General features: G+C 61.7%; 14 protein-coding genes and 1 tRNA gene. 9 read left to right on the plus strand and 6 right to left on the minus strand.

The window, feature by feature from the left end; all coding sequences use genetic code 11:
* Window positions 1–20 precede the first annotated feature (20 nt).
* Entirely contained in the window at window positions 21–3,209 is a 3,189-nt protein-coding gene (locus SIB58_RS13055; RefSeq protein WP_067326486.1) for a glycoside hydrolase family 15 protein, read from the plus strand.
* Between the two features lie 21 nt (window positions 3,210–3,230).
* Here SIB58_RS13055 and SIB58_RS13060 read toward each other — a convergent pair whose 3' ends face one another.
* From SIB58_RS13060 to SIB58_RS13075, 4 genes are all read right to left on the minus strand, one after another.
* On the minus strand, window positions 3,231–4,235 hold the full coding sequence (locus tag SIB58_RS13060) for a Gfo/Idh/MocA family protein (protein ID WP_066904775.1): 1,005 nt from the start codon (window positions 4,233–4,235) through the stop codon (window positions 3,231–3,233).
* Window positions 4,236–4,290: 55 nt separating this feature from the next.
* A complete protein-coding gene (locus tag SIB58_RS13065) occupies window positions 4,291–5,604 on the minus strand; it encodes a hemolysin family protein (protein ID WP_067326417.1) in 1,314 nt (437 codons plus the stop codon).
* Window positions 5,605–5,617: 13 nt separating this feature from the next.
* A tRNA-Ile gene (locus SIB58_RS13070) sits at window positions 5,618–5,690 on the minus strand.
* 14 nt (window positions 5,691–5,704) lie between these two features.
* Window positions 5,705–6,241, minus strand: coding sequence for an occludin/ELL family protein (locus SIB58_RS13075; protein ID WP_414494659.1), 537 nt, complete (start codon window positions 6,239–6,241; stop codon window positions 5,705–5,707).
* A 45-nt stretch (window positions 6,242–6,286) separates the two neighbouring features.
* Here SIB58_RS13075 and pyrE point away from each other — a divergent pair, with 45 nt between their 5' ends.
* On the plus strand, window positions 6,287–6,886 hold the full coding sequence (pyrE, locus tag SIB58_RS13080; protein WP_067326421.1) for an orotate phosphoribosyltransferase: 600 nt from the start codon (window positions 6,287–6,289) through the stop codon (window positions 6,884–6,886).
* Complete coding sequence (locus SIB58_RS13085; RefSeq protein WP_067326423.1) at window positions 6,886–7,740, plus strand: YgfZ/GcvT domain-containing protein; 855 nt, start codon at window positions 6,886–6,888, stop codon at window positions 7,738–7,740. Before pyrE ends, SIB58_RS13085 begins: the two co-directional genes overlap by 1 nt.
* Here the strand turns inward: SIB58_RS13085 and SIB58_RS13090 are convergent.
* Complete coding sequence (locus tag SIB58_RS13090; protein ID WP_082823356.1) at window positions 7,641–9,206, minus strand: TM0106 family RecB-like putative nuclease; 1,566 nt, start codon at window positions 9,204–9,206, stop codon at window positions 7,641–7,643. The two genes, SIB58_RS13085 and SIB58_RS13090, sit on opposite strands and share 100 nt — an antisense overlap.
* 53 nt (window positions 9,207–9,259) lie before the next feature.
* Here SIB58_RS13090 and SIB58_RS13095 point away from each other — a divergent pair, with 53 nt between their 5' ends.
* The 6 genes from SIB58_RS13095 to SIB58_RS13120 all read left to right on the plus strand — a co-directional run bounded on the left by SIB58_RS13095 (window position 9,260) and on the right by SIB58_RS13120 (window position 16,267).
* Window positions 9,260–10,723, plus strand: coding sequence for a phosphoglucomutase/phosphomannomutase family protein (locus SIB58_RS13095; protein ID WP_067326489.1), 1,464 nt, complete (start codon window positions 9,260–9,262; stop codon window positions 10,721–10,723).
* 2 nt (window positions 10,724–10,725) lie between these two features.
* Window positions 10,726–11,313 carry an RdgB/HAM1 family non-canonical purine NTP pyrophosphatase gene (rdgB, locus tag SIB58_RS13100; protein ID WP_066904786.1) on the plus strand — a complete coding sequence of 196 codons (588 nt, stop codon included), beginning with the start codon at window positions 10,726–10,728 and terminating at the stop codon, window positions 11,311–11,313.
* 77 nt (window positions 11,314–11,390) lie between these two features.
* Complete coding sequence (locus SIB58_RS13105) at window positions 11,391–12,428, plus strand: SAM-dependent methyltransferase (protein ID WP_067326425.1); 1,038 nt, start codon at window positions 11,391–11,393, stop codon at window positions 12,426–12,428.
* Window positions 12,428–13,483 carry a Glu/Leu/Phe/Val dehydrogenase dimerization domain-containing protein gene (locus tag SIB58_RS13110; protein WP_067326427.1) on the plus strand — a complete coding sequence of 352 codons (1,056 nt, stop codon included), beginning with the start codon at window positions 12,428–12,430 and terminating at the stop codon, window positions 13,481–13,483. The genes SIB58_RS13105 and SIB58_RS13110 overlap by 1 nt, the downstream gene beginning before the upstream one ends.
* Window positions 13,480–14,667 carry an FAD-dependent oxidoreductase gene (locus SIB58_RS13115; protein ID WP_067326430.1) on the plus strand — a complete coding sequence of 396 codons (1,188 nt, stop codon included), beginning with the start codon at window positions 13,480–13,482 and terminating at the stop codon, window positions 14,665–14,667. Before SIB58_RS13110 ends, SIB58_RS13115 begins: the two co-directional genes overlap by 4 nt.
* 25 nt (window positions 14,668–14,692) lie before the next feature.
* On the plus strand, window positions 14,693–16,267 hold the full coding sequence (locus SIB58_RS13120) for a BCCT family transporter (protein ID WP_067326432.1): 1,575 nt from the start codon (window positions 14,693–14,695) through the stop codon (window positions 16,265–16,267).
* Here the strand turns inward: SIB58_RS13120 and SIB58_RS13125 are convergent.
* Entirely contained in the window at window positions 16,182–17,435 is a 1,254-nt protein-coding gene (locus SIB58_RS13125; RefSeq protein ID WP_067326435.1) for an MFS transporter, read from the minus strand. The genes SIB58_RS13120 and SIB58_RS13125 overlap by 86 nt on opposite strands.
* Between the last annotated feature and the right edge of the window lie 35 nt (window positions 17,436–17,470).

A 17,470-nucleotide genomic window follows, 5' to 3' on the forward strand; every position in this document is an offset into this window, starting at 1 on the left:
ATCCGGTCGCGTTAGCCACCATGGTTCTGTCGCACCAGACCCGTGAAAAGGATCAACTGCGTGCGCAGCGGCTGACGCAGCTCGACCGCTCCATCGAGCGCGTGGTGCTGCAGCGACAGAACCCGATCAGTGGGCTGCTGCCTGCCAGCACGGCCCATACCGTGCATGGCAATTACGGTGACGCCTGGGTTCGCGACTGCATTTATTCGATCCAGTGCGTCTGGGGTCTGGCGATCGCCCACCGGCGCCAAAAGGGCAGCTGTCAACGCTGCTGGGAGCTCGAACAGCGCGTGATCGACCTGATGCGGGGATTGCTGAACGCCATGATGCGTCAGGCCGTAAAAGTGGAGCGCTTTAAAAGCAGCCTCGATCCACTGGATGCTTTGCATGCGAAGTACGACAGTGCCAGCGGATCCCCAGTCGTTCCTGATGATGGATGGGGTCATCTGCAGCTGGATGCCACATCACTGTTTCTGTTGCAGCTGGCCCAGCTGAGCTGCAGCGGCCTGGCTGTCATCCATAACAGACACGAAGCATCCTTCGTCCAGAACCTGGTCTATTACGTGGCCAGGGCCTACCGCGTCGCCGATTACGGCATCTGGGAGCGTGGCGACAAGGGCAATCACGGCCTGCCCGAAAGAAATGCCAGTTCGATCGGTATGGCCAAGGCCGCACTGGAGGCACTGGACGGGGTTGATCTCTGCGCTTCTCACGGAGATGGAAGCATGCAGGTGCTGATTCCACACGGTGCTGTGGTGCGTCTGCGGCGAGCCCTAACGGGGTTGCTGCCGCGTGAGTCAGCAAGCAAAGAAGTCGACAGCGCCTGCCTCTCAGTGATCGGCTACCCCGCCTGGGCGGTGGAGGATCGAGCGCTGGTGGAGCGCACCAACAGGCGGATCAGGCGCGAGCTGGGAGGTCCCTACGGCTACAAGCGCTTTCGCAGGGATGGGCATCAGACGGTGGTGGAGGACATCACCCGGCTGCATTACGAGCGTGAAGAGCTGGCCACCTTTGAAGGAATCGAATCGGAATGGCCGCTGTTCCTCGCCTATGAATTGGTCACCGCCTGTTTCGAGCAGCGCTGGGACGAGGCCAACCTCTGGCATGAACGTCTGCAGGCACTGCAGGTGGAACGCGATGGTGAACGACTGTTCCCAGAGCTGTACCTCGTGCCCGCTGAGCAGCTGGAGCTGGAACGGCGTGCACCTGGAAGTCAGCGACGCATCGCCAACGAGAACGTGCCGTTGCTCTGGACCCAGAGCCTCGCCTGGATTGGAGAGATGCTCCTGGACGGACTGATCAAGGCGGAGGATCTTGACCCCTGCGGAAGGCGACTACCTGCCTCGCTGGGAGCGGAGACAGTGATGGTTTCGCTGGTTCCCGAGGATGCCGCCGTCGCGCGCAAACTGGAGAAACTGGGGTTGCCGATCAGCAATCCTGAGTTTGCTGAGCTAACGGTGCTGCCATCTGAAGCTCTGCGAGAACGGTTTGGAAAGATTGGTGCCGACGCCGCCCTTGGTCTCAGCGGCCACCCACCACTTCGACCGGAAACAGCGGTCACGGCGCGTCTCTATCGCCAGGGCAGACAACAACTGGCTTTTCTGCCTGCAGTGCTGGAGGAGGGCACGTTCTTTCTCAGCCATGACCCGAGACAGCTGGTCGAAAGCATCGTTAACGAGCTGCATCTGCTCCAACGGCACTGGCAGGGGCAGGGTGCTCCGCTGCTGCTGATCCCCGTACAGGCCGCTCTGCTTGAGCGACACGAAACGCTTCTGCTGGAACTCACCCAACGCCTGCAGAGCGGCAGCATCGAAGACATTGCTGTGGATTTCGCTGATCTCGGGACCCTGGCCAGCAAAGCCCAGTGGTTAACGCTGCCGAATGAAAGCGAGGGCAGCAGACAACCAGAGAAGGCCGAACAAGCAGCTGAACTGCTGCAGGCCTCCACCGATCTGAGCGACCTCACAGCTGCCCAGGAGCAGGAACTGGATGACATTCCCCTGGAAGAGCTGCGCCAGAGGCTGTGGAGCAGCCATTCGCTGCGGGAACAAGCGGAGGTCCTGGAGCTGTTAACGCAACAACTCGGTCAGCAGGCCATCCTCAGCGGACCCAAGGGAACTCCGGTTGAGCTGGCCACTCTGCTGCAGGAGATCTACCGACGCGGTCTCAGCCAGGAGGACTGGAATGTGGCCAGGCGCTGCGCCGGCGCCATGGGACTGATTCATCCTCAACTGGAGGATGCACTCACGGACCTGCTGAGCCGTCAGAAGCAGGTTGTGATCGGCCGGAACTACAGCAGCGACTCGCGACTGACCAGTCCTGTCTCCAGCCAGTCGATCGCAGCACTGATTGAGCGCACCTGCGGCAGTGACGGTCGTGAACGGATGCTTCAGCAGGAGTTACTGCTGGCCCTGGACGGGATCGCCAGGCGCGAACCGAGCATGATCAGAGGCTCTCTGACCTTCCAGCTCGGGCAGCTGCTATTGCTGCTGACCTCAGAGCTGGCCGCCGAGCAACGGTGCGGTCAGGACGAAGCCTTCGAAGCCCTGTGCGATGAACCGCCTCATCGCATCAGCTTGCGCCTGCGCACAGTGCTGGCCGACGTCGACCATGCCAGAGCGGCCCTGCAACGTCGGGAACTGTTGCATCTGAGCGGCAAGGTGCAGTGGAACATCCCCGAACCCCTGGATGAGAGCCCCAGCGGTAGCGACTGGCTGCAGCACCGGATCCGCCTGGGCTCACTGCAGCAGGTGCCCAAAGAGTTCTACGCAGGGATCTGGTCACTGCTCCACCACTGCCGTGGGCTGGTGATCGGCGACAAACTGGAGCGCCGCAACCGCCTGACTAGCGCCCTGCTTCGGGAGAAAACCCCAGGCGAACGCAACTTCGCCATTCAGGTGGAGCATCTGCTCAGTCGGATTAGAGCTCCTGAATACCGTCAGCTCTGCACCGAAAGCCTGCTCTCACTGATGGCCTTTGCAACGGCCAATCCCGAGATGCGCTTTGACGACGACATCGCCCTTGATGTGGTCATCGGCCACGCCGTGAGGGTGGGCTGGAGAAATCGCCATCCGGAGCAGAACAGCAGCGACTATTCCCAGCACAAAGCAGCTGCCTGGGCTCAGTTCTACCAGTCGTCTCCAGCCGAATGCCGGCATTGGCAGATTGAAGCCCTTAGAGAGCTCGCCGATCAGGAAGGACTGCGCTGATCAGGAAGGCGATGATTCAGATCAGATCGGAGTCTCGATCGCAACACCCACACCAGGCTGCTCCACGGCCTGTTCAATCAGATCAGCCAAACGCAAGGCCCTCGAAGCTTGCTGCCCGTCCACTGCAGGAGTTTCGCGACCTCGTACACACTGCAGGAAGTGTTCGAGCTCGGCATACAGGGGCTCGATCGAGGTGGTGCTCACCTCCTCGATGAAGCCGTCGTTGCGATAAAGCAACTCTCCGTGATCCGCGGAGTACCACTCATGAGCCCTGCGATGAATGTGCAGGTTGTGATTAAGGAAGTCGGTCTCAACAAGGCTGGCCCTGCAGTGGGCACTGAGCGTCCGGATCTTGCGATGACTCATCTTGCTGGCCGTGAGACTGGCCACCACGCCGTTTTCAAATCCGAGCGTGGCGTTGACGTAATCGATCGGCCCGTCCGAGCTGCGACCACCTGCTGCCGCCAGTTGCACCACCGAAGAACTGGCCAGCTCGAGCACCAGATCCAGATCGTGAATCATCAGATCGAGCACCACAGACACATCGTTGGCTCGATCAGCGTGGGGACTGTGACGCCGGGCTTCGAGGACCACCACCTCTTCATTGGCCACCACCTTGGTGAGCTCACGGAAAGCGGGATTGAAGCGTTCGATGTGACCCACCTGAAGCAAGCGGCCCACTCGGCTGGCAGCATCAATCAGGGCAGCAGCCTCCTCCTGACTGGCTGCGATCGGCTTCTCGATCAGCACGTGTGAACCAGCCTCCAGGCAAGCCAGGCCTACGGAGTGATGGAGCAAGGTCGGCACTGCAACGCAGACCGCCTCCACCTCCTGAAGCAGGGTGCGGTAATCGGAGAACCAGCGACAGCCGAACTGCTCGGTGGCCAGTGCTCCCCGCTGCGCGTCCGGGTCGGCAACACCAACCAAATCCGCGTCCTTGAGCAGGCTGAGCACACGCGCGTGATGCCAGCCCATATTGCCAATCCCGATGACGCCGACCTTCACCGGAACCATGGCGTCGGTCATCAGTGGGACTGCGCGAACCGGCTGATTATCGGTGATCAGTGCAATCGGGGGTGAATCACACCAATCCCTGTTCTTGATTGATGGAGTCGACCGGTGAATCCGGCTCTTCAATGAGAACCAGAAGCACCCGCACGATGCGGGGACCAGCCATGGCAACGATCTCGAACTGGATGTTGTGATGGCGCAATGCCTCGCCTGGTGAAGGGATGTGCTGAAGCCGTTCCAGCAGGAACCCAGCCAAGGTGTGATGGTCACTGGCTTCGGGAAGATCCAGCTGAAGCTGACGATTCAGCTCGACAATCTCCAGATCTCCGGCCACCAGCCATGTTCCTGGCTGATCCTCCATCGGCACCAGGTCCGGTTCATCTGTTTCATCGTCAGGTTCATCGCCAACGATTTCTCCGGTGAGGTCTGCTGCGGTGACGAGACCCTCCGTTCCGCCATGTTCATCGACCACCAGCAGCAGGGGATTACCTGAACGGATGATGGCGAGCAGATCGGCCAGGTTGCTGGTCTCCGGCACCGTCTGCGCAGGCATCAGGTAGGGCTCCAGCCAGGAGTCTTCGCGCAGCTCTCCGCGGGCGATGGGCTCGGCGAGACGCCTCAGATCAAGGACTCCCCGAACATCATCGAGCGATTGACCGATCACGGGAAAGCGGGCGTGACGCGTGCGATGAACCGCCTCCATCAACTCTGCGAAACGGACCTCAACAGGAAGGGTGACCATGCCTGAACGCGGCACCATCACCTCACGAACCTGGGTGTCGCGCAATGCGAACACACCCTCAAGGATGTTGCGTTCATCGGGTTTGAGACCCGTCACAGCGCCGCTCTCGATCAAAGTCTCCAGCTCGCCTGCCGTGAGAGCCGGAACAGGGGCATCCCAGCGCTGGGTGAGCCCTGCAACGCGCAGCAACAGCGAAGCCAGGCTGTCGAGAGCCGACAGCAGCGGACTCAGCACCCGGATCGCTCCCTCGAGAACAGGCCCAAGTTGCAGGGCTGCAAACTCGGGACGGCTCAGCACCCAGGCGCGTGGCAAAAGGCCTGCAATCAGGGTGGCCAGCACGACCAGCAGCAAAAACCAGGCGAGATCCCACCAGCGGCCTGCAGGCATCTCCAGTGGCCACCAGCGCTGACCAAATCCACGACCGATCCAGCCGAGGGCCACCAGCGACAGGGAAGCCCCGAACTGTGTCATCAGCAGAGCGATGCGCAGATGCCGCTGAAGTCTCTGCACAGACTGGGCACCGGGGCGGCCCTCCTCAGTGAGAGCCTGAACCTGACTGGGCCTCAGCCGGAGCAGCGCCACCTCAGCTGCTGAAAACAGAGCCGGCAGAACCAGCAGCGCGATCAGCAGCAGAGTGCGCATTGGAACAAAACAATGGGGGTCGCGGGGATCGAACCCGCCTTAGGCGAATTATGAGTTCGCTGCATTCACCAGATTGCTAGACCCCCCTTGATCCGTGGATTTACCACAGTGCACGGACCGGAGAAAAGACTTCCAGCTCCTGAACGCCATCAGGAACGGGGGAGGCCATGTCCTCAGCGATGCTGCCACTGAAGCCGTTGGGAATATCAACGGTGCGCCAGGGGATCGGATCACTCTGATTCTCAAGCAACATCCGGTAGGTGTTCTCAACGGCCGAGCCATCCCAGACAATCGTTTGATCAGGGAAACCAAAGCCCATCCAGCGCTCGCCATCGGGACCAGCCACAGCGAATCCATAGATGTCGGCGAGCTGATGCCGGATATTCACACCGCTGGCGTAGGGGGCTGTCCAGGTGTAGAAGCGCTCCTCCATCAGCGCTGCGGTGCTTTGCACCCTGGCGCAACGGGTCACTTCAACCGGTGAAGCCGGCTCACCTCCTTCGATGAGCAGGACCGATGGGGCCTCCAGCGTGGTGGTGCAGACCACCGGTCGAGCCACTGCAGCAGCCTGCAACGAACTCAGTGAAAGAAGCAGAAGCAATGATCTCAATCGCAGCCTGTCCAAGGGAAGAGGCACCACTGCGCGCAAACTAGGCAGAGGATCCGCGAAGCACCAGCCCCCATGCCCGTCAATTCCGAGCCGTTTTTGGATCGCCAGGTCCTGCTGGACCGACTGGCCCTAGAGGCTTACCGGCACGGGCAGTTCACTCTCGCATCGGGTCGCAGCAGCGAACACTATGTGAACTGCAAACCGGTGGCCCTCAGTGGCAGCGGCCTTGCTTTGCTCAGTCCAGCCATGCTGGCTCTGGTGGACAAGGAAGCCATGGCCGTGGGTGGCCTCACGCTTGGGGCAGATCCCTTGGTCAGCGGGGTTGCCATGGCAGCGGCGCAACAGGGCCGTGATCTGAATGCGCTGATTGTGCGCAAACAGGCCAAAGGCCATGGCACCGGTGCCTGGTTGGAGGGCCCACTGCCTGAGGCGGGTGCCCTGGTGACGGTGCTGGAAGACGTCGTCACGACCGGTGGCTCCTCCATCCAGGCTGTCAACCAGCTGAAGGAAGCCGGATACCGCGTTCGGCGCGTGGTCACCATCGTCGATCGTGAGGAAGGTGGCCAGGAGGCCATGGATGAGGCAGGCCTGCAACTGGTCAGCCTGTTTCGACTCAGCGAAGTCGCGGCCAAAGCCAGGGAGCTTGCACAGAGCAGGGAGCCTGAACAGTGATGAACAGCCATCAGGACGCAGCGGAATTGATCTGGGATGGACGATTTCCTCTCATCCGCCTTGAGGGAAGCGGCTGCGGCAGTTTTCTGCATGGCCAGACCAGCGCAAAGGTCGACGGCTGCGCCCCCGGCGATCTGATCCAGGCCTGTTGGCTTAATGCCACTGGCCGCGTGCAGGCCTTGCTTGAAATTCGTCTGGATTCCGCAGGCGCCGATGTCCTCGTGCTCAACGGAGACAGCGACAGCGTCGCCGGCGGGTTTGATCGGGTGATCTTTCCTGCAGACCAGGTGCGACTGGGAGAACAGCGTCAGCAGCGCCGGCTGCAACGCCTGGAAGCGGGCAAGGCACCCGACCTGAACCAGGTGATCTGGCTCAGTGAAAGCAGCGAGCCGCCGAGCTCCTGGGCAGATCTTTCACCCTGCAGCGCCACAGAACTGGAGTGCTGGCGGAACAAGCAGGGCTGGCCCCTGGGAGAACAGGAGCTCACTGGCGACACCAATCCCTTTGAACTGGGTTTATCCGATTGGGTCGAGCTGAACAAAGGCTGTTATCTCGGCCAGGAAACCGTGGCCAAGCTGGCGTCCCGCGGTGGTGTGAAACAGCAGCTGCGTTGCTGGCACAGCACCTCTGACACAAAAAATGTCCTGCAAAGCGGCGATCAGCTCAAGCTGAATGACTCCCGTGCAGGGATCATCACCAGCGTGTCCACAGACCATGCAACGGGGGGCAGTTTCGGCCTCGCCCTGGTCAGACGTCAGGCGCTCGAAGCGGAAACACTGCAAGCAGGAAGCAGTGATGTGGAGGTCTCCATCGCACGACCCAGTGCCTTCTGCGACCCACCCGCCCGAGGTTGAGAGCGGCTGTCGGCTGCCAGCATCCATGCCGCCACCGTCCAGGTGGCCATACAGTCATCACGGTTGTAAGCGAAGATCCAGCGCAGAGCCTGGACATGCCCCCGGTCCAGTGGTCCGGTCCCGCGCCACTGCCTCCACCAGAGCAGAGCCCTTGCACCATCGACACCAGCCTGACTCCAACTGAATCCAAGCCAGTTGGCCACTGTCTTCAACCCATAGCTGTTGAGAGGAAGTCGCCAGTGAATGCGCAGGCGAGCATGCACATCGACAAGCCTGCAGCGCAGGGCATGCCGATCCCCATCACTGACGCCCTGACGTTGGGCCATCTTGCACAGAGCCAGCGACTCCGTCTCGCCGAAGTGGAGCACCGGCCAGCCCTCATAACGGTTCAGGAATCGCCTGATGCGTTGCCAGCAACGGCCTTCTCCATGTTCCTGGAGCATCAGCAAAGGGTGATAACTCGCCCGCTCAACAGCCCAGCGGCCGTCGGGATCCCGAGGCAGACAGACAAATCCATGCAGAAAGTCATCACGGGCATCCGGGTCTGATTCGATGTCATAGATCAACACCCCAGGCGCCTTGATCAGTTCCGGCAGCGCCGGTGAATCGGCCAGAGTCTCCGCTTGTCCATCCCGCTGGGCTCGGGCCTGAGCCACGAGTGGAGCCGCCACGGCGCCGTGCTGGTCTCCAAATCGCTGCAGCTGCTCGGCCAGACGATGCGGGTCGGCATCGGCAAGTGCATGCAAACCATCAATCCCGAGCTCGAGAAGCATCTCCCGACGCTTGGCGCCGATACCACTGACCTCACTGAGATGCCCAATCCGACGTGCCTCGGCATTGCACACGGCTCGCCAGCTGCACAACGAGCACTTGCGCCGGTCAGACGCGAGCGGGGGTGCCTCGGTCCGCTCCAGATCTGCCGCCAGTTTGCGCAATGCCTCATCCAGCTGACGCTGCAGGTTTTCACCGAGAGCAACCTTGTCCTTCTCGAGGTAACGGCCTGCTCCCGCCAGAGCCAGGCCATCGATCACAGGAGCCTGCTGAAGTTGTGCGAGCAGACGGGCTGACAACGCCAGCTGAAGTCGATGCTCCCGGGTGAGTCGTCGCCCCTGTCGGGCCAACACAGGCCGGTAAACATAATCTCCCCAGCGACTGCTGCCCGGCTGACGCTGCAGCAGAGCGGGATGCGCCTCAATGCTGTAACCCTCTGCGGTCTGTCCGCGCAGTCTCAGTCCCACCACACCGACTTCACCCCGCTCACAGGCGGCGAGCCCGTGTCCAGGCTTGTGGGGCAGCAACGCAACAAAACTGCGTTGCTGATCATCAAGCTGGAGAGTGCGATGGGCGGTGTAAACCCTCTTGCCCTGATCACCATGGCGATCGAGCCAGGCCCGGCGCCGGCAGCGGGACCAGCTGCGCAGCAGTCGGTCGGTGAGTGGCTTGTCAGCAGAAGGGGTGTCACCCATGGTCTGAGGTTAAGGCGGCCAACTGCTAAATCCAGATGGACTACAGGCATGCCATGGCGTCGGCTCCCCTCCCTCTGAGCGCAGCTCCGATCCGTTTCGGCACCGACGGATGGCGGGGAATCCTAGGGGTGGACATCACCATGGAGCGGCTGCTGCCGGTGGCAGCAGCCGCAGCACAGGAACTTGCCCATCAAGCATCGGATCCGCTCAACAGCAAAACCGTGGTAATCGGCTACGACCGCCGTTTCCTGGCACCGGAGCTTGCTGAGGCGATTGCTTCCTCGGTGCGCGGAGTTGGCTTGGAACCACTGCTCACAAGCACTCCTGTTCCCACACCGGCATGCAGCTGGACGGTGGTGCAGCGCCGGGCGCTGGGAGCCCTTGTGATCACGGCCAGCCACAACCCGCCCGAATGGCTGGGTTTGAAGATCAAGGGACCGTTCGGCGGATCGGTGGATGGCACGTTCACTGCCGCGGTGGAACGGCGCTTGGCCGCAGGCGGCATCAGCGTGCCGGTTGCAGGGGAGCCAACTCGCTTTGACGCCCGCAGCGAACACCTTGAGGGGCTGCGAACCAAGCTGAATCTGGACGCCATCAGCTCTGGGCTGAAGGCCATGGGGCTGCAGGTGATCGTGGACCCGATGCATGGCTCTGCGGCAGGTTGTGTGTCTGATCTGCTCGGGTCGGATGCCGAAGGTCTTGTCTCTGAGATCCGCAGCCAGCGTGATCCTCTCTTCGGCGGCTGCCCTCCGGAACCTCTCGCCTCTCACCTTCAGGATCTAATTGCGGCGGTTCAATCCTCCAGTCGCAACGGGCAGCCTGCAGTGGGCCTTGTTTTCGATGGTGATGGCGACCGCATTGCAGCCGTGGATGAGCACGGTTGCTTCTGCAGCACCCAGCAACTGATGCCTCTGCTGATCGATCACCTCGCCGGAGCAAGGCAGTTACCGGGAAGCGTGGTCAAGACCGTCAGCGGTTCGGACCTGATGCGCCTGGTGGCCGAAGACCTGGGCAGGGAAGTGCTTGAACTTCCTGTGGGCTTCAAATACATCGCCGCAGAGATGCTGGCGGGTGATGTGCTGATCGGCGGAGAGGAGTCTGGAGGTGTCGGCTTCGGCATGCACCTGCCTGAACGTGATGCGCTGTTCGCGGCCATGCTCGTGCTGGAGGCCCTTGTTCAGGGCGGGATGCCGCTGGGAGCGCGGATGCAGTCTCTGCGTCAGCGCTGCGGTGGCTCCAGTCATTACGACCGGCTCGATCTGCGCCTGGCCGATATGGAGTCCCGACGACGCCTGGAGCATCTGCTGGCAACCCAGCCTCCAGAAGAAGTGGCAGGACAGACGGTGGCAGAGGTGATCACAACGGACGGTGTGAAACTGAGACTTGGCCCCAGCCACTGGTTGATGTTGCGCTTCTCCGGCACTGAACCCCTGCTCCGGTTGTACTGCGAAGCACCCGACAGCGATCGTGTGGCAGCCGTGCTCGCCTGGGCCCGCCGCTTCGCTGAGAGCGCTTGAGCATGGACAGGCAAACACTGGTGATCGCCAGCGGCAACCAGGGCAAGGTGCGGGAATTTGAAGGTCTGCTGAGCGGACTTCCGCTGAAAGTGAAAGCCCAGCCTGAAGGGTTGGAGGTGGAAGAAACCGGTCATACCTTCACCGCCAACGCCCGTATCAAAGCCGTTGCCGTGGCGGCCAAGACCGGGGAATGGGCTCTCGCGGACGATTCAGGGCTGAGTGTGGATGCTCTTGATGGAGCTCCAGGCGTTCACTCCGCCCGCTATGCCCCGAGCGATCCGGAACGGATCGCTCGACTTCTGCAGGCGCTTAAGCCTGAAGACAATCGCAATGCCCGCTTCTGTGCAGCTCTCTGTGTGGCGGCTCCTGACGGCACGGTGCTGCTCGAGGTGGAGGGCCATTGCAAGGGATGGATTACCCGATCACCGAGGGGAGATCAGGGCTTCGGTTACGACCCGATTTTTGAAGTTGAAGGCACACAGAAAACCTTCGCCGAAATGTCTCTGCAGGAAAAAAAATCCCATGGCCACCGTGGTCGGGCTTTCGCACTTCTGGAACCAGGCTTGCAACAACTGCTTTCTCAGCAGTGAGACCCAGGAATGCACTGATTGTGACGAGGTGCTGACAAACAGCTCCTGTACGGTGTGATCTGTCGCTGACGAGGTCAATGGCCATCGCCATGACCACCGGTTACAGCGCACAGACTGAAGGCGCTCTGCTTTGCATCGAAGCCGCCTCGGACTGGGCCCTGACTTGTGTTGACCAACTGGCTGCTGCTGACAGCTATGTCCTGATCGATTACGGCGCCGCCGATGGAGGCACTGCAGTAGGTCTGTGGCACCAGGTGCTGGACCGCCTGCATGCCAACCAGCCCCAGGCCCACCTGACCCTGATCGGCAACGATCTGCCCAGCAATGACAACGTTGCCCTGGCCGAAAATCTGGCACTGCAGATTGCGCGCGCTCCCAAACCCACCGTTCTGGTGAGTGCCCGCAGCTTCTACGAGCCATCCGTAGGTCCCAACACGGTGAGTTTTGGCTTTTCCGCCACCGCCATGCACTGGCTGAGTGAGTCGCCAGGTCCCCTGAATACCCATACCCACGTGCTGGCATCCGGCGATGCCGATGCTCTGCAACGCTTCACGGCACAGGCGCTCAAGGACTGGACTGCCGTTCTGGAATTACGCAGCAAAGAGCTCAAGGTCGGTGGTCGCCTGTTGACGGTGAACCTGTCCCGGGATGAAGAGGGTCGCTACCTCGGCCATAACGGAGGCGAAACCCGCAATGTGCACGACCAGCTGCATCAGATCTGGAAGAGCCTCGCCGACGAAGGTGTGATCTCCGAGGAGCAGTACCGCAAGGGGACGGTGCTGAACTTCTACAAATCACCCGATGAGTTCATGGCGCCGCTGAAAGATCAGAGCTCAGCGCCTTACCGCAATGGTCTGCGTCTGGTGGATGAGCGCACCGTTTACGTCAAGTGCCCCTACCGCCGCCGCTGGGAGGAGAACGGCGACACGGCAGCCTTCGCAGCTGGACTGATGGCCACGATCCGCAGTTGGAGCCGTCACAGCTTCGCCAGCGCTGCTGGTGATGCAGCGGCCGATGAGGTGTACCGCCGCCTGGAGCAACGCATTGCGGAAGCCCCCTCTGAGTGGAGTCTGGATTACGTGGAGCACCACCAAATGATGGAGAAAGTGGACTGATGACAACAACAACCCGACCCGCGCCGGACGTCTCGGTGCTAGCTGAACATGTCTCCGACCATCTGTCGGTGTTCGTGGTCGCCGAGAACACGGATGCACGCCGTCCGGCCAACGGCGGCCTGCGTCTGCTCAATTACCCCAGCGATGAGGCCTGCATTGCTGATGGTCAGCGACTGGCAGGGCTGATGACCCACAAACACGACCTCTACGGCACTGGTTTTGCCGGCGGCAAGATCGTGGCGCGCGCCGCCGAACCGGAGGCGGTGAAGGACGAACTGATCAGCATCACCGCCGGGCTTCTGGAGTCTCTCGACGGAGCCATGATCACCGGCTGTGATCTCAATACCAGCCTGGAGGATATGGAGCGCCTGACCGAACTCACGCCCCATGTGCTGGCAGCCGTCGGCAGCCCTGTTGATGCCAGCGCAGCAACGGCTCATGGCACTCTCGGCGCCGTCGAAGCGGTGCTCGAATCATCGCTGGCTGACGCGACACCGGGTCGGGCACTGGTTCATGGATGTGGCGCCGTCGGCGGCACCGTGGCCCGCGCCCTTGTTCAACACGGCTGGACCGTGTTCACCGTGGATCTCAGTTGCGAACGTGCAGGCTTCCCTGGTGCCACTCCTCTGCCTCAGGAGTGTCCCTGGTGGGAGCTGAAGCTGGATCTGCTGCTCCCCTGCTCGATCTCAGGTCTGATCAATGCTGAAATCGCCTCGGCCCTGAGGGTCAAATCCGTGGTCCCAGCGGCCAATGCTCCCTTCCAGAGCACTCAGCTCGCCGACGACCTGCGTCGCCGCGGCATCCGTGTGCTGCCGGATCCATTGGTCAATGCGGGCGCCGTGATTGCTGACTCGATCGAGCGCTTCTCACCCGACGCCTGGAAGGGTGCAGGTGCGGAGGATGTCTACGCCTTCGTGCGCAGCGAGGTGCGCCAGCGCGCGACTGACTTCCTGAATCAGCGCGATCAGGGCCTCTCCGTTGGAGCAGCTCTCGTGGAAGTCACCGCCGAACGGGAGACCGATCCCATCGGCCTCAGCTTCGGGGATGTGGCATGAGCTCAGCTTCTCTTCCAGCCAAAGCCGCAGTGGTGATTGTCGGCGGTGGCATGGCCGGTCTCAGCTGTGCGGCGTCCCTGGCCCGTCGCGGGATCACCGACGTGCTGTTGCTCGAGGCCAAAACCCTGGCGCATGCCAAAGCCAGCAGCTTTGGCGAAACCAGGATGTTCCGGGAGATGTATTCCGATCCCGTTCTCTGCCGTCTGGCGCAGGAGGCGAACAGGCTCTGGCGTGAGGAAGAGATCCACGCAGGAGAACAGCTGCGCGAAACCCATGGACTGCTCTTTTACGGCGAAAGCTGGGACGAGGAGACCATCGAAGGCTCGATTCCAGGAGCCCGCCGGGTCATGGACGAGCAGGGCATTCCCTATGAAGCCCTCAATGCCGAACAGATCTCAGCCCGTTTTCCTCTGAAGCCGAAGAGCGATTTCACCGGACTGTTCGAGCCCACCGCTGGTGCGGTGCGCAGCGACAAAGTGGTTGCCCACTGGATCCGCACGGCCCGCAACGCCGGACATCAATTGATCGAGCACTGCCCGGTGGCCAACCTGGATGCCGACGGTGGTGGCGTGACGCTTGAGGGTGGACATCACATCGCCGCCGAACAACTGGTCGTGGCTTGTGGCATCTGGAGCCAACTGATGCTGGCTCCACTGGGTCTCGCGCCGAAACTCGAGGTATGGCCGATGCTCTGGGCTCACTACACCGTGGACCCTGCGTTGGCGGATCGTTATCCGCAATGGTTCTGCTTCCAGAAGGAACGCGGCGATGACGGAGGTCTTTATTACGGCTTCCCGGTGCTCAGCCACACCCACGACGGCCGGCCGCGAATCAAGGCGGGAATCGACTGGGCGCCTAAAGAGCTGCGTGTCGCAGAACCGAATGCCATGGCCACAGAGCCACCAGCAAGGCTGGTCGAACTGCTCGATACGTTTCTGTTCAACGACGTTGAAGGCGTCCAGGAACGGGTCGAAACGGTGATCAGTCCCTACTCGATGGCCAGTGATGTGAATTTCGTTTTGGATCGTCTGAGCCCCAAGCTGAGCCTGTTTGCCGGCGGCTCAGGCCAAGCCTTCAAATTCGCGCCTCTGATCGGCGACTCGCTGGCACGCCTGGCCAGCGGGGACGCCCCTGCCATGGATCTTTCCTGCTGGAGTCACCAGCGCGAAGCCGTCAGCATCTGAAGCCCCTCTCGCGAAGACATCTCCCTTGCCCGACCCATCAACCCTCCAGGACGGCGCGACTGAAACCAATCCATGGTGGCGACGCAGACCGCTGTTGATCGGCGCAGGGCCACTGCTGGTTTTTCTTGTGGTGGCAGCCATTGACCTCAAACTGGCGGAGCAGTTCACCAGCTCAGGCAAAGCCATTGTCAGCAACGCTCTCGGCGGTCTGTGGCAGTGGATGGTGCTGCTGCTGTTTGTGATTGCCATCGTGCTGGCGCTCAGCCCGATCGGGAGCTTGCGCCTTGGAGGAGCTGATGCCAAACCAAGCCTGAAATTCTTCGACTGGTGCGCTGTGCTGATCTGCACGCTGCTGGCCGGTGGGGGGGTGTTCTGGTCCGCCGCTGAACCGTTGTTCCACTTCCGGACTCCAGCGCCGTACTTCGCCGGAGTGGAGGGATCGACAGCCGCCGCCGTGGATCCCTCTCTGGCCGTGAGCTTCCTGCACTGGGGATTTCTGGCCTGGGCCTTGGTGGCAACAACGGTGACCATCACCCTCTCCATCCAGGAGCAACGAGGGGAGCCTTTGCGACCACGCACACTGCTGGTGGGAATCCTCCCCAGCGGCTGGGTGGAGGGTCCTCTAGGAGATCTCGCTGACGGCCTTTCCGTGGTGGCGGCCATTGCAGGCACCGTGGGGCCACTCGGCTTCCTCTCACTCCAGCTCAGTAACGCCGCGGGAATGCTGCCGGGTTTCAGCGACAGCGCCGGACTGCAATCTCTGGTGGTGGTCTTGCTCACAGCAGTATTTGCCACCTCAACCGTGAGTGGAATTCAACGCGGCATCAAGTGGCTCTCTGAACTGAACGTTTGGCTGACCCTTGGGCTTGCTGCAGCTCTGCTGTTGCTGGGCCCGGGGATCTGGCTGATTCAGCATTTCTTGAGCGCATTCGGGCTCTACCTCATCAACCTGCCGGGCATGGCCCTGGCAGCCAACAGCAGCCCGGGCAACTGGGTGAATGGCTGGACGGTGTTCTATTGGGGCTGGTTCCTCGGCTACGCACCGCTGATGGGTCTGTTCACAGCAGGCGTCAGCCGCGGCCGCACTCTGCGCGAACTGGTCTTGGCGGTAGCCATCCTCTGCCCGATCGTGACCAACATCTGGTTCACATTGCTCGGCGGCTCCGGCATGCAGCTGGAGCTCGCCAACCCCGGCTCGATCAGCGGCCCGCTCACAGCCAGCGGGGAGTCGGGCGCACTGCTGGCGATTCTCGGCCAGCTTCCCCTGTCATGGCTGCTGATTCCTGTCGGCCTCGTGCTGGTGGTGCTGTTCATGGCCACCAGTGCCGACTCGATGAGTTATGCCGCAGCCATGGTGGTGAGTGCTCAGAGCACACCACCGGCCCTGCTGCGTTTGTTCTGGGCACTGATGATCGGCAGCCTCACGCTGGTGTTGCTGCGCATCGGCACCAGCCTGGGCGACAACACCTCGATCAACGCTCTGCAGGCCTTCATTGTGATCACGGCCGTGCCTGTCACCCCTCTGGTTCTGCTGAGTCTCTGGACTGCACCACGCCTGGCCTGGAAGCAATGGCGTCAGCGGCAGCCTGCTCAGGGCTGAAACTGATCCAGCTGGCCATCGCCAAACCAAACAGCGCCAGTGCTCCGTAGATCAGAAGCACCAGCGACAGGTCTCCTGGAGGAGAGGCCTGAAGAATCAACCCCGACACGATCGTCATCAATCCGCCCATCACCGTTCCGGAAGTGTTGACGATCGACACCGTCAGTGCCGTTTGCCCTGAAGGTGCAGCGGCTTCCGCGATCGGGAACGCCAACACCGACGTACCGATGCCGACACCGAAGCTGAAGGCGGGCAGCAGCAGCACCCCACGCGGCAACGAGGGCACGATCAACAGCAGCAGCGAAAGCAAGGTGATCACAGTGCCGATCAGCAACAAGCGTCCACGCTGCTGAGGGCGTCCGCCGAGAGCCCCACTGCTGACCATCCCCACCACCAGGCCGATCGACATGATCAGGGTGAGACTCTCCATCAGTGAACTGGACCAGCCCCTCAGACTGGAGAGCAGGCCGTACTGTGCCATCCCGAACACAAAGCCAAGTCCCCACGCATAAAGCAGACAGCACTGAATCAGGCGATTCACTCCAGCCCTGGTCCAACGCTGCAGGCGAACCTCCTGCTCTGCTGCCGGCGCCATGGCGGGCGAGCGACGGCTGGCCCCAAGCAGAAGCATCGGCAACGCCACCATCAAAGCCAGTGAAAGGCCCTGGAGCAGCACCAGTTCCCGCCAACCGGAGCGACCCAGCAACAGGGGCACCACGGCCGCCAGGGCGGCACCGATTCCCAGCAAACCATCGGTGAATCCCATGGCCAAGGCGAAGCGATCTGCTGGCAGGCTGCGCCGCGCCAGCAACGCGGATGCCGGAAAAGCCACAGCGCAGGCCATGCCGGTGCCGATGCGAGACAACAGCAGCCCCTGCAGGCTGTCGCTGCTGGCAAAAACCAGACTGCAACATGCTGCAGCCAACGCAGCCAGCAGCAGCCAGAGCTCGACCTTGCCCCGGTCAATCAGGCGACCAACGGGCACCTGCACCAGGCCGTAAGGCAACAAAAAGCTGCCGGCCACCAGAGCCACTCCCGCCGAGTGCAGACGCAGATCCGATCCCAGGGAACCCTGGAAATACTGAAAGCTGGTTTCCACCCAGACCAGCCAGACCACGAACAGAAGACTCGTGACCCAGAGCAGCCGATCGCTGCGTCTCCCCTCCATGACTCTCTGCCGCCAGCTGATGATCAGTGTGGGGG

The sequence above is a fragment of the Synechococcus sp. MIT S9504 genome, from assembly GCF_047497135.1.
GTDB lineage: Bacteria > Cyanobacteriota > Cyanobacteriia > PCC-6307 > Cyanobiaceae > Synechococcus_C.

What these genes read in the sequence shown, in the direction of transcription:
- SIB58_RS13060 (WP_066904775.1), bottom strand. Translation starts at nt 4,235, where the DNA reads ATGACCGACGCCATGGTTCCGGTGAAGGTCGGCGTCATCGGGATTGGC.
- SIB58_RS13095 (WP_067326489.1), top strand. Translation starts at nt 9,260, where the DNA reads ATGGCGTCGGCTCCCCTCCCTCTGAGCGCAGCTCCGATCCGTTTCGGC.
- SIB58_RS13115 (WP_067326430.1), top strand. Translation starts at nt 13,480, where the DNA reads ATGAGCTCAGCTTCTCTTCCAGCCAAAGCCGCAGTGGTGATTGTCGGC.
- SIB58_RS13090 (WP_082823356.1), bottom strand. Translation starts at nt 9,206, where the DNA reads ATGGGTGACACCCCTTCTGCTGACAAGCCACTCACCGACCGACTGCTG.
- SIB58_RS13085 (WP_067326423.1), top strand. Translation starts at nt 6,886, where the DNA reads ATGAACAGCCATCAGGACGCAGCGGAATTGATCTGGGATGGACGATTT.
- SIB58_RS13105 (WP_067326425.1), top strand. Translation starts at nt 11,391, where the DNA reads ATGGCCATCGCCATGACCACCGGTTACAGCGCACAGACTGAAGGCGCT.
- rdgB (WP_066904786.1), top strand. Translation starts at nt 10,726, where the DNA reads ATGGACAGGCAAACACTGGTGATCGCCAGCGGCAACCAGGGCAAGGTG.
- pyrE (WP_067326421.1), top strand. Translation starts at nt 6,287, where the DNA reads ATGCCCGTCAATTCCGAGCCGTTTTTGGATCGCCAGGTCCTGCTGGAC.
- SIB58_RS13125 (WP_067326435.1), bottom strand. Translation starts at nt 17,435, where the DNA reads ATGGAGGGGAGACGCAGCGATCGGCTGCTCTGGGTCACGAGTCTTCTG.
- SIB58_RS13065 (WP_067326417.1), bottom strand. Translation starts at nt 5,604, where the DNA reads ATGCGCACTCTGCTGCTGATCGCGCTGCTGGTTCTGCCGGCTCTGTTT.
- SIB58_RS13055 (WP_067326486.1), top strand. Translation starts at nt 21, where the DNA reads ATGGTTCTGTCGCACCAGACCCGTGAAAAGGATCAACTGCGTGCGCAG.
- SIB58_RS13110 (WP_067326427.1), top strand. Translation starts at nt 12,428, where the DNA reads ATGACAACAACAACCCGACCCGCGCCGGACGTCTCGGTGCTAGCTGAA.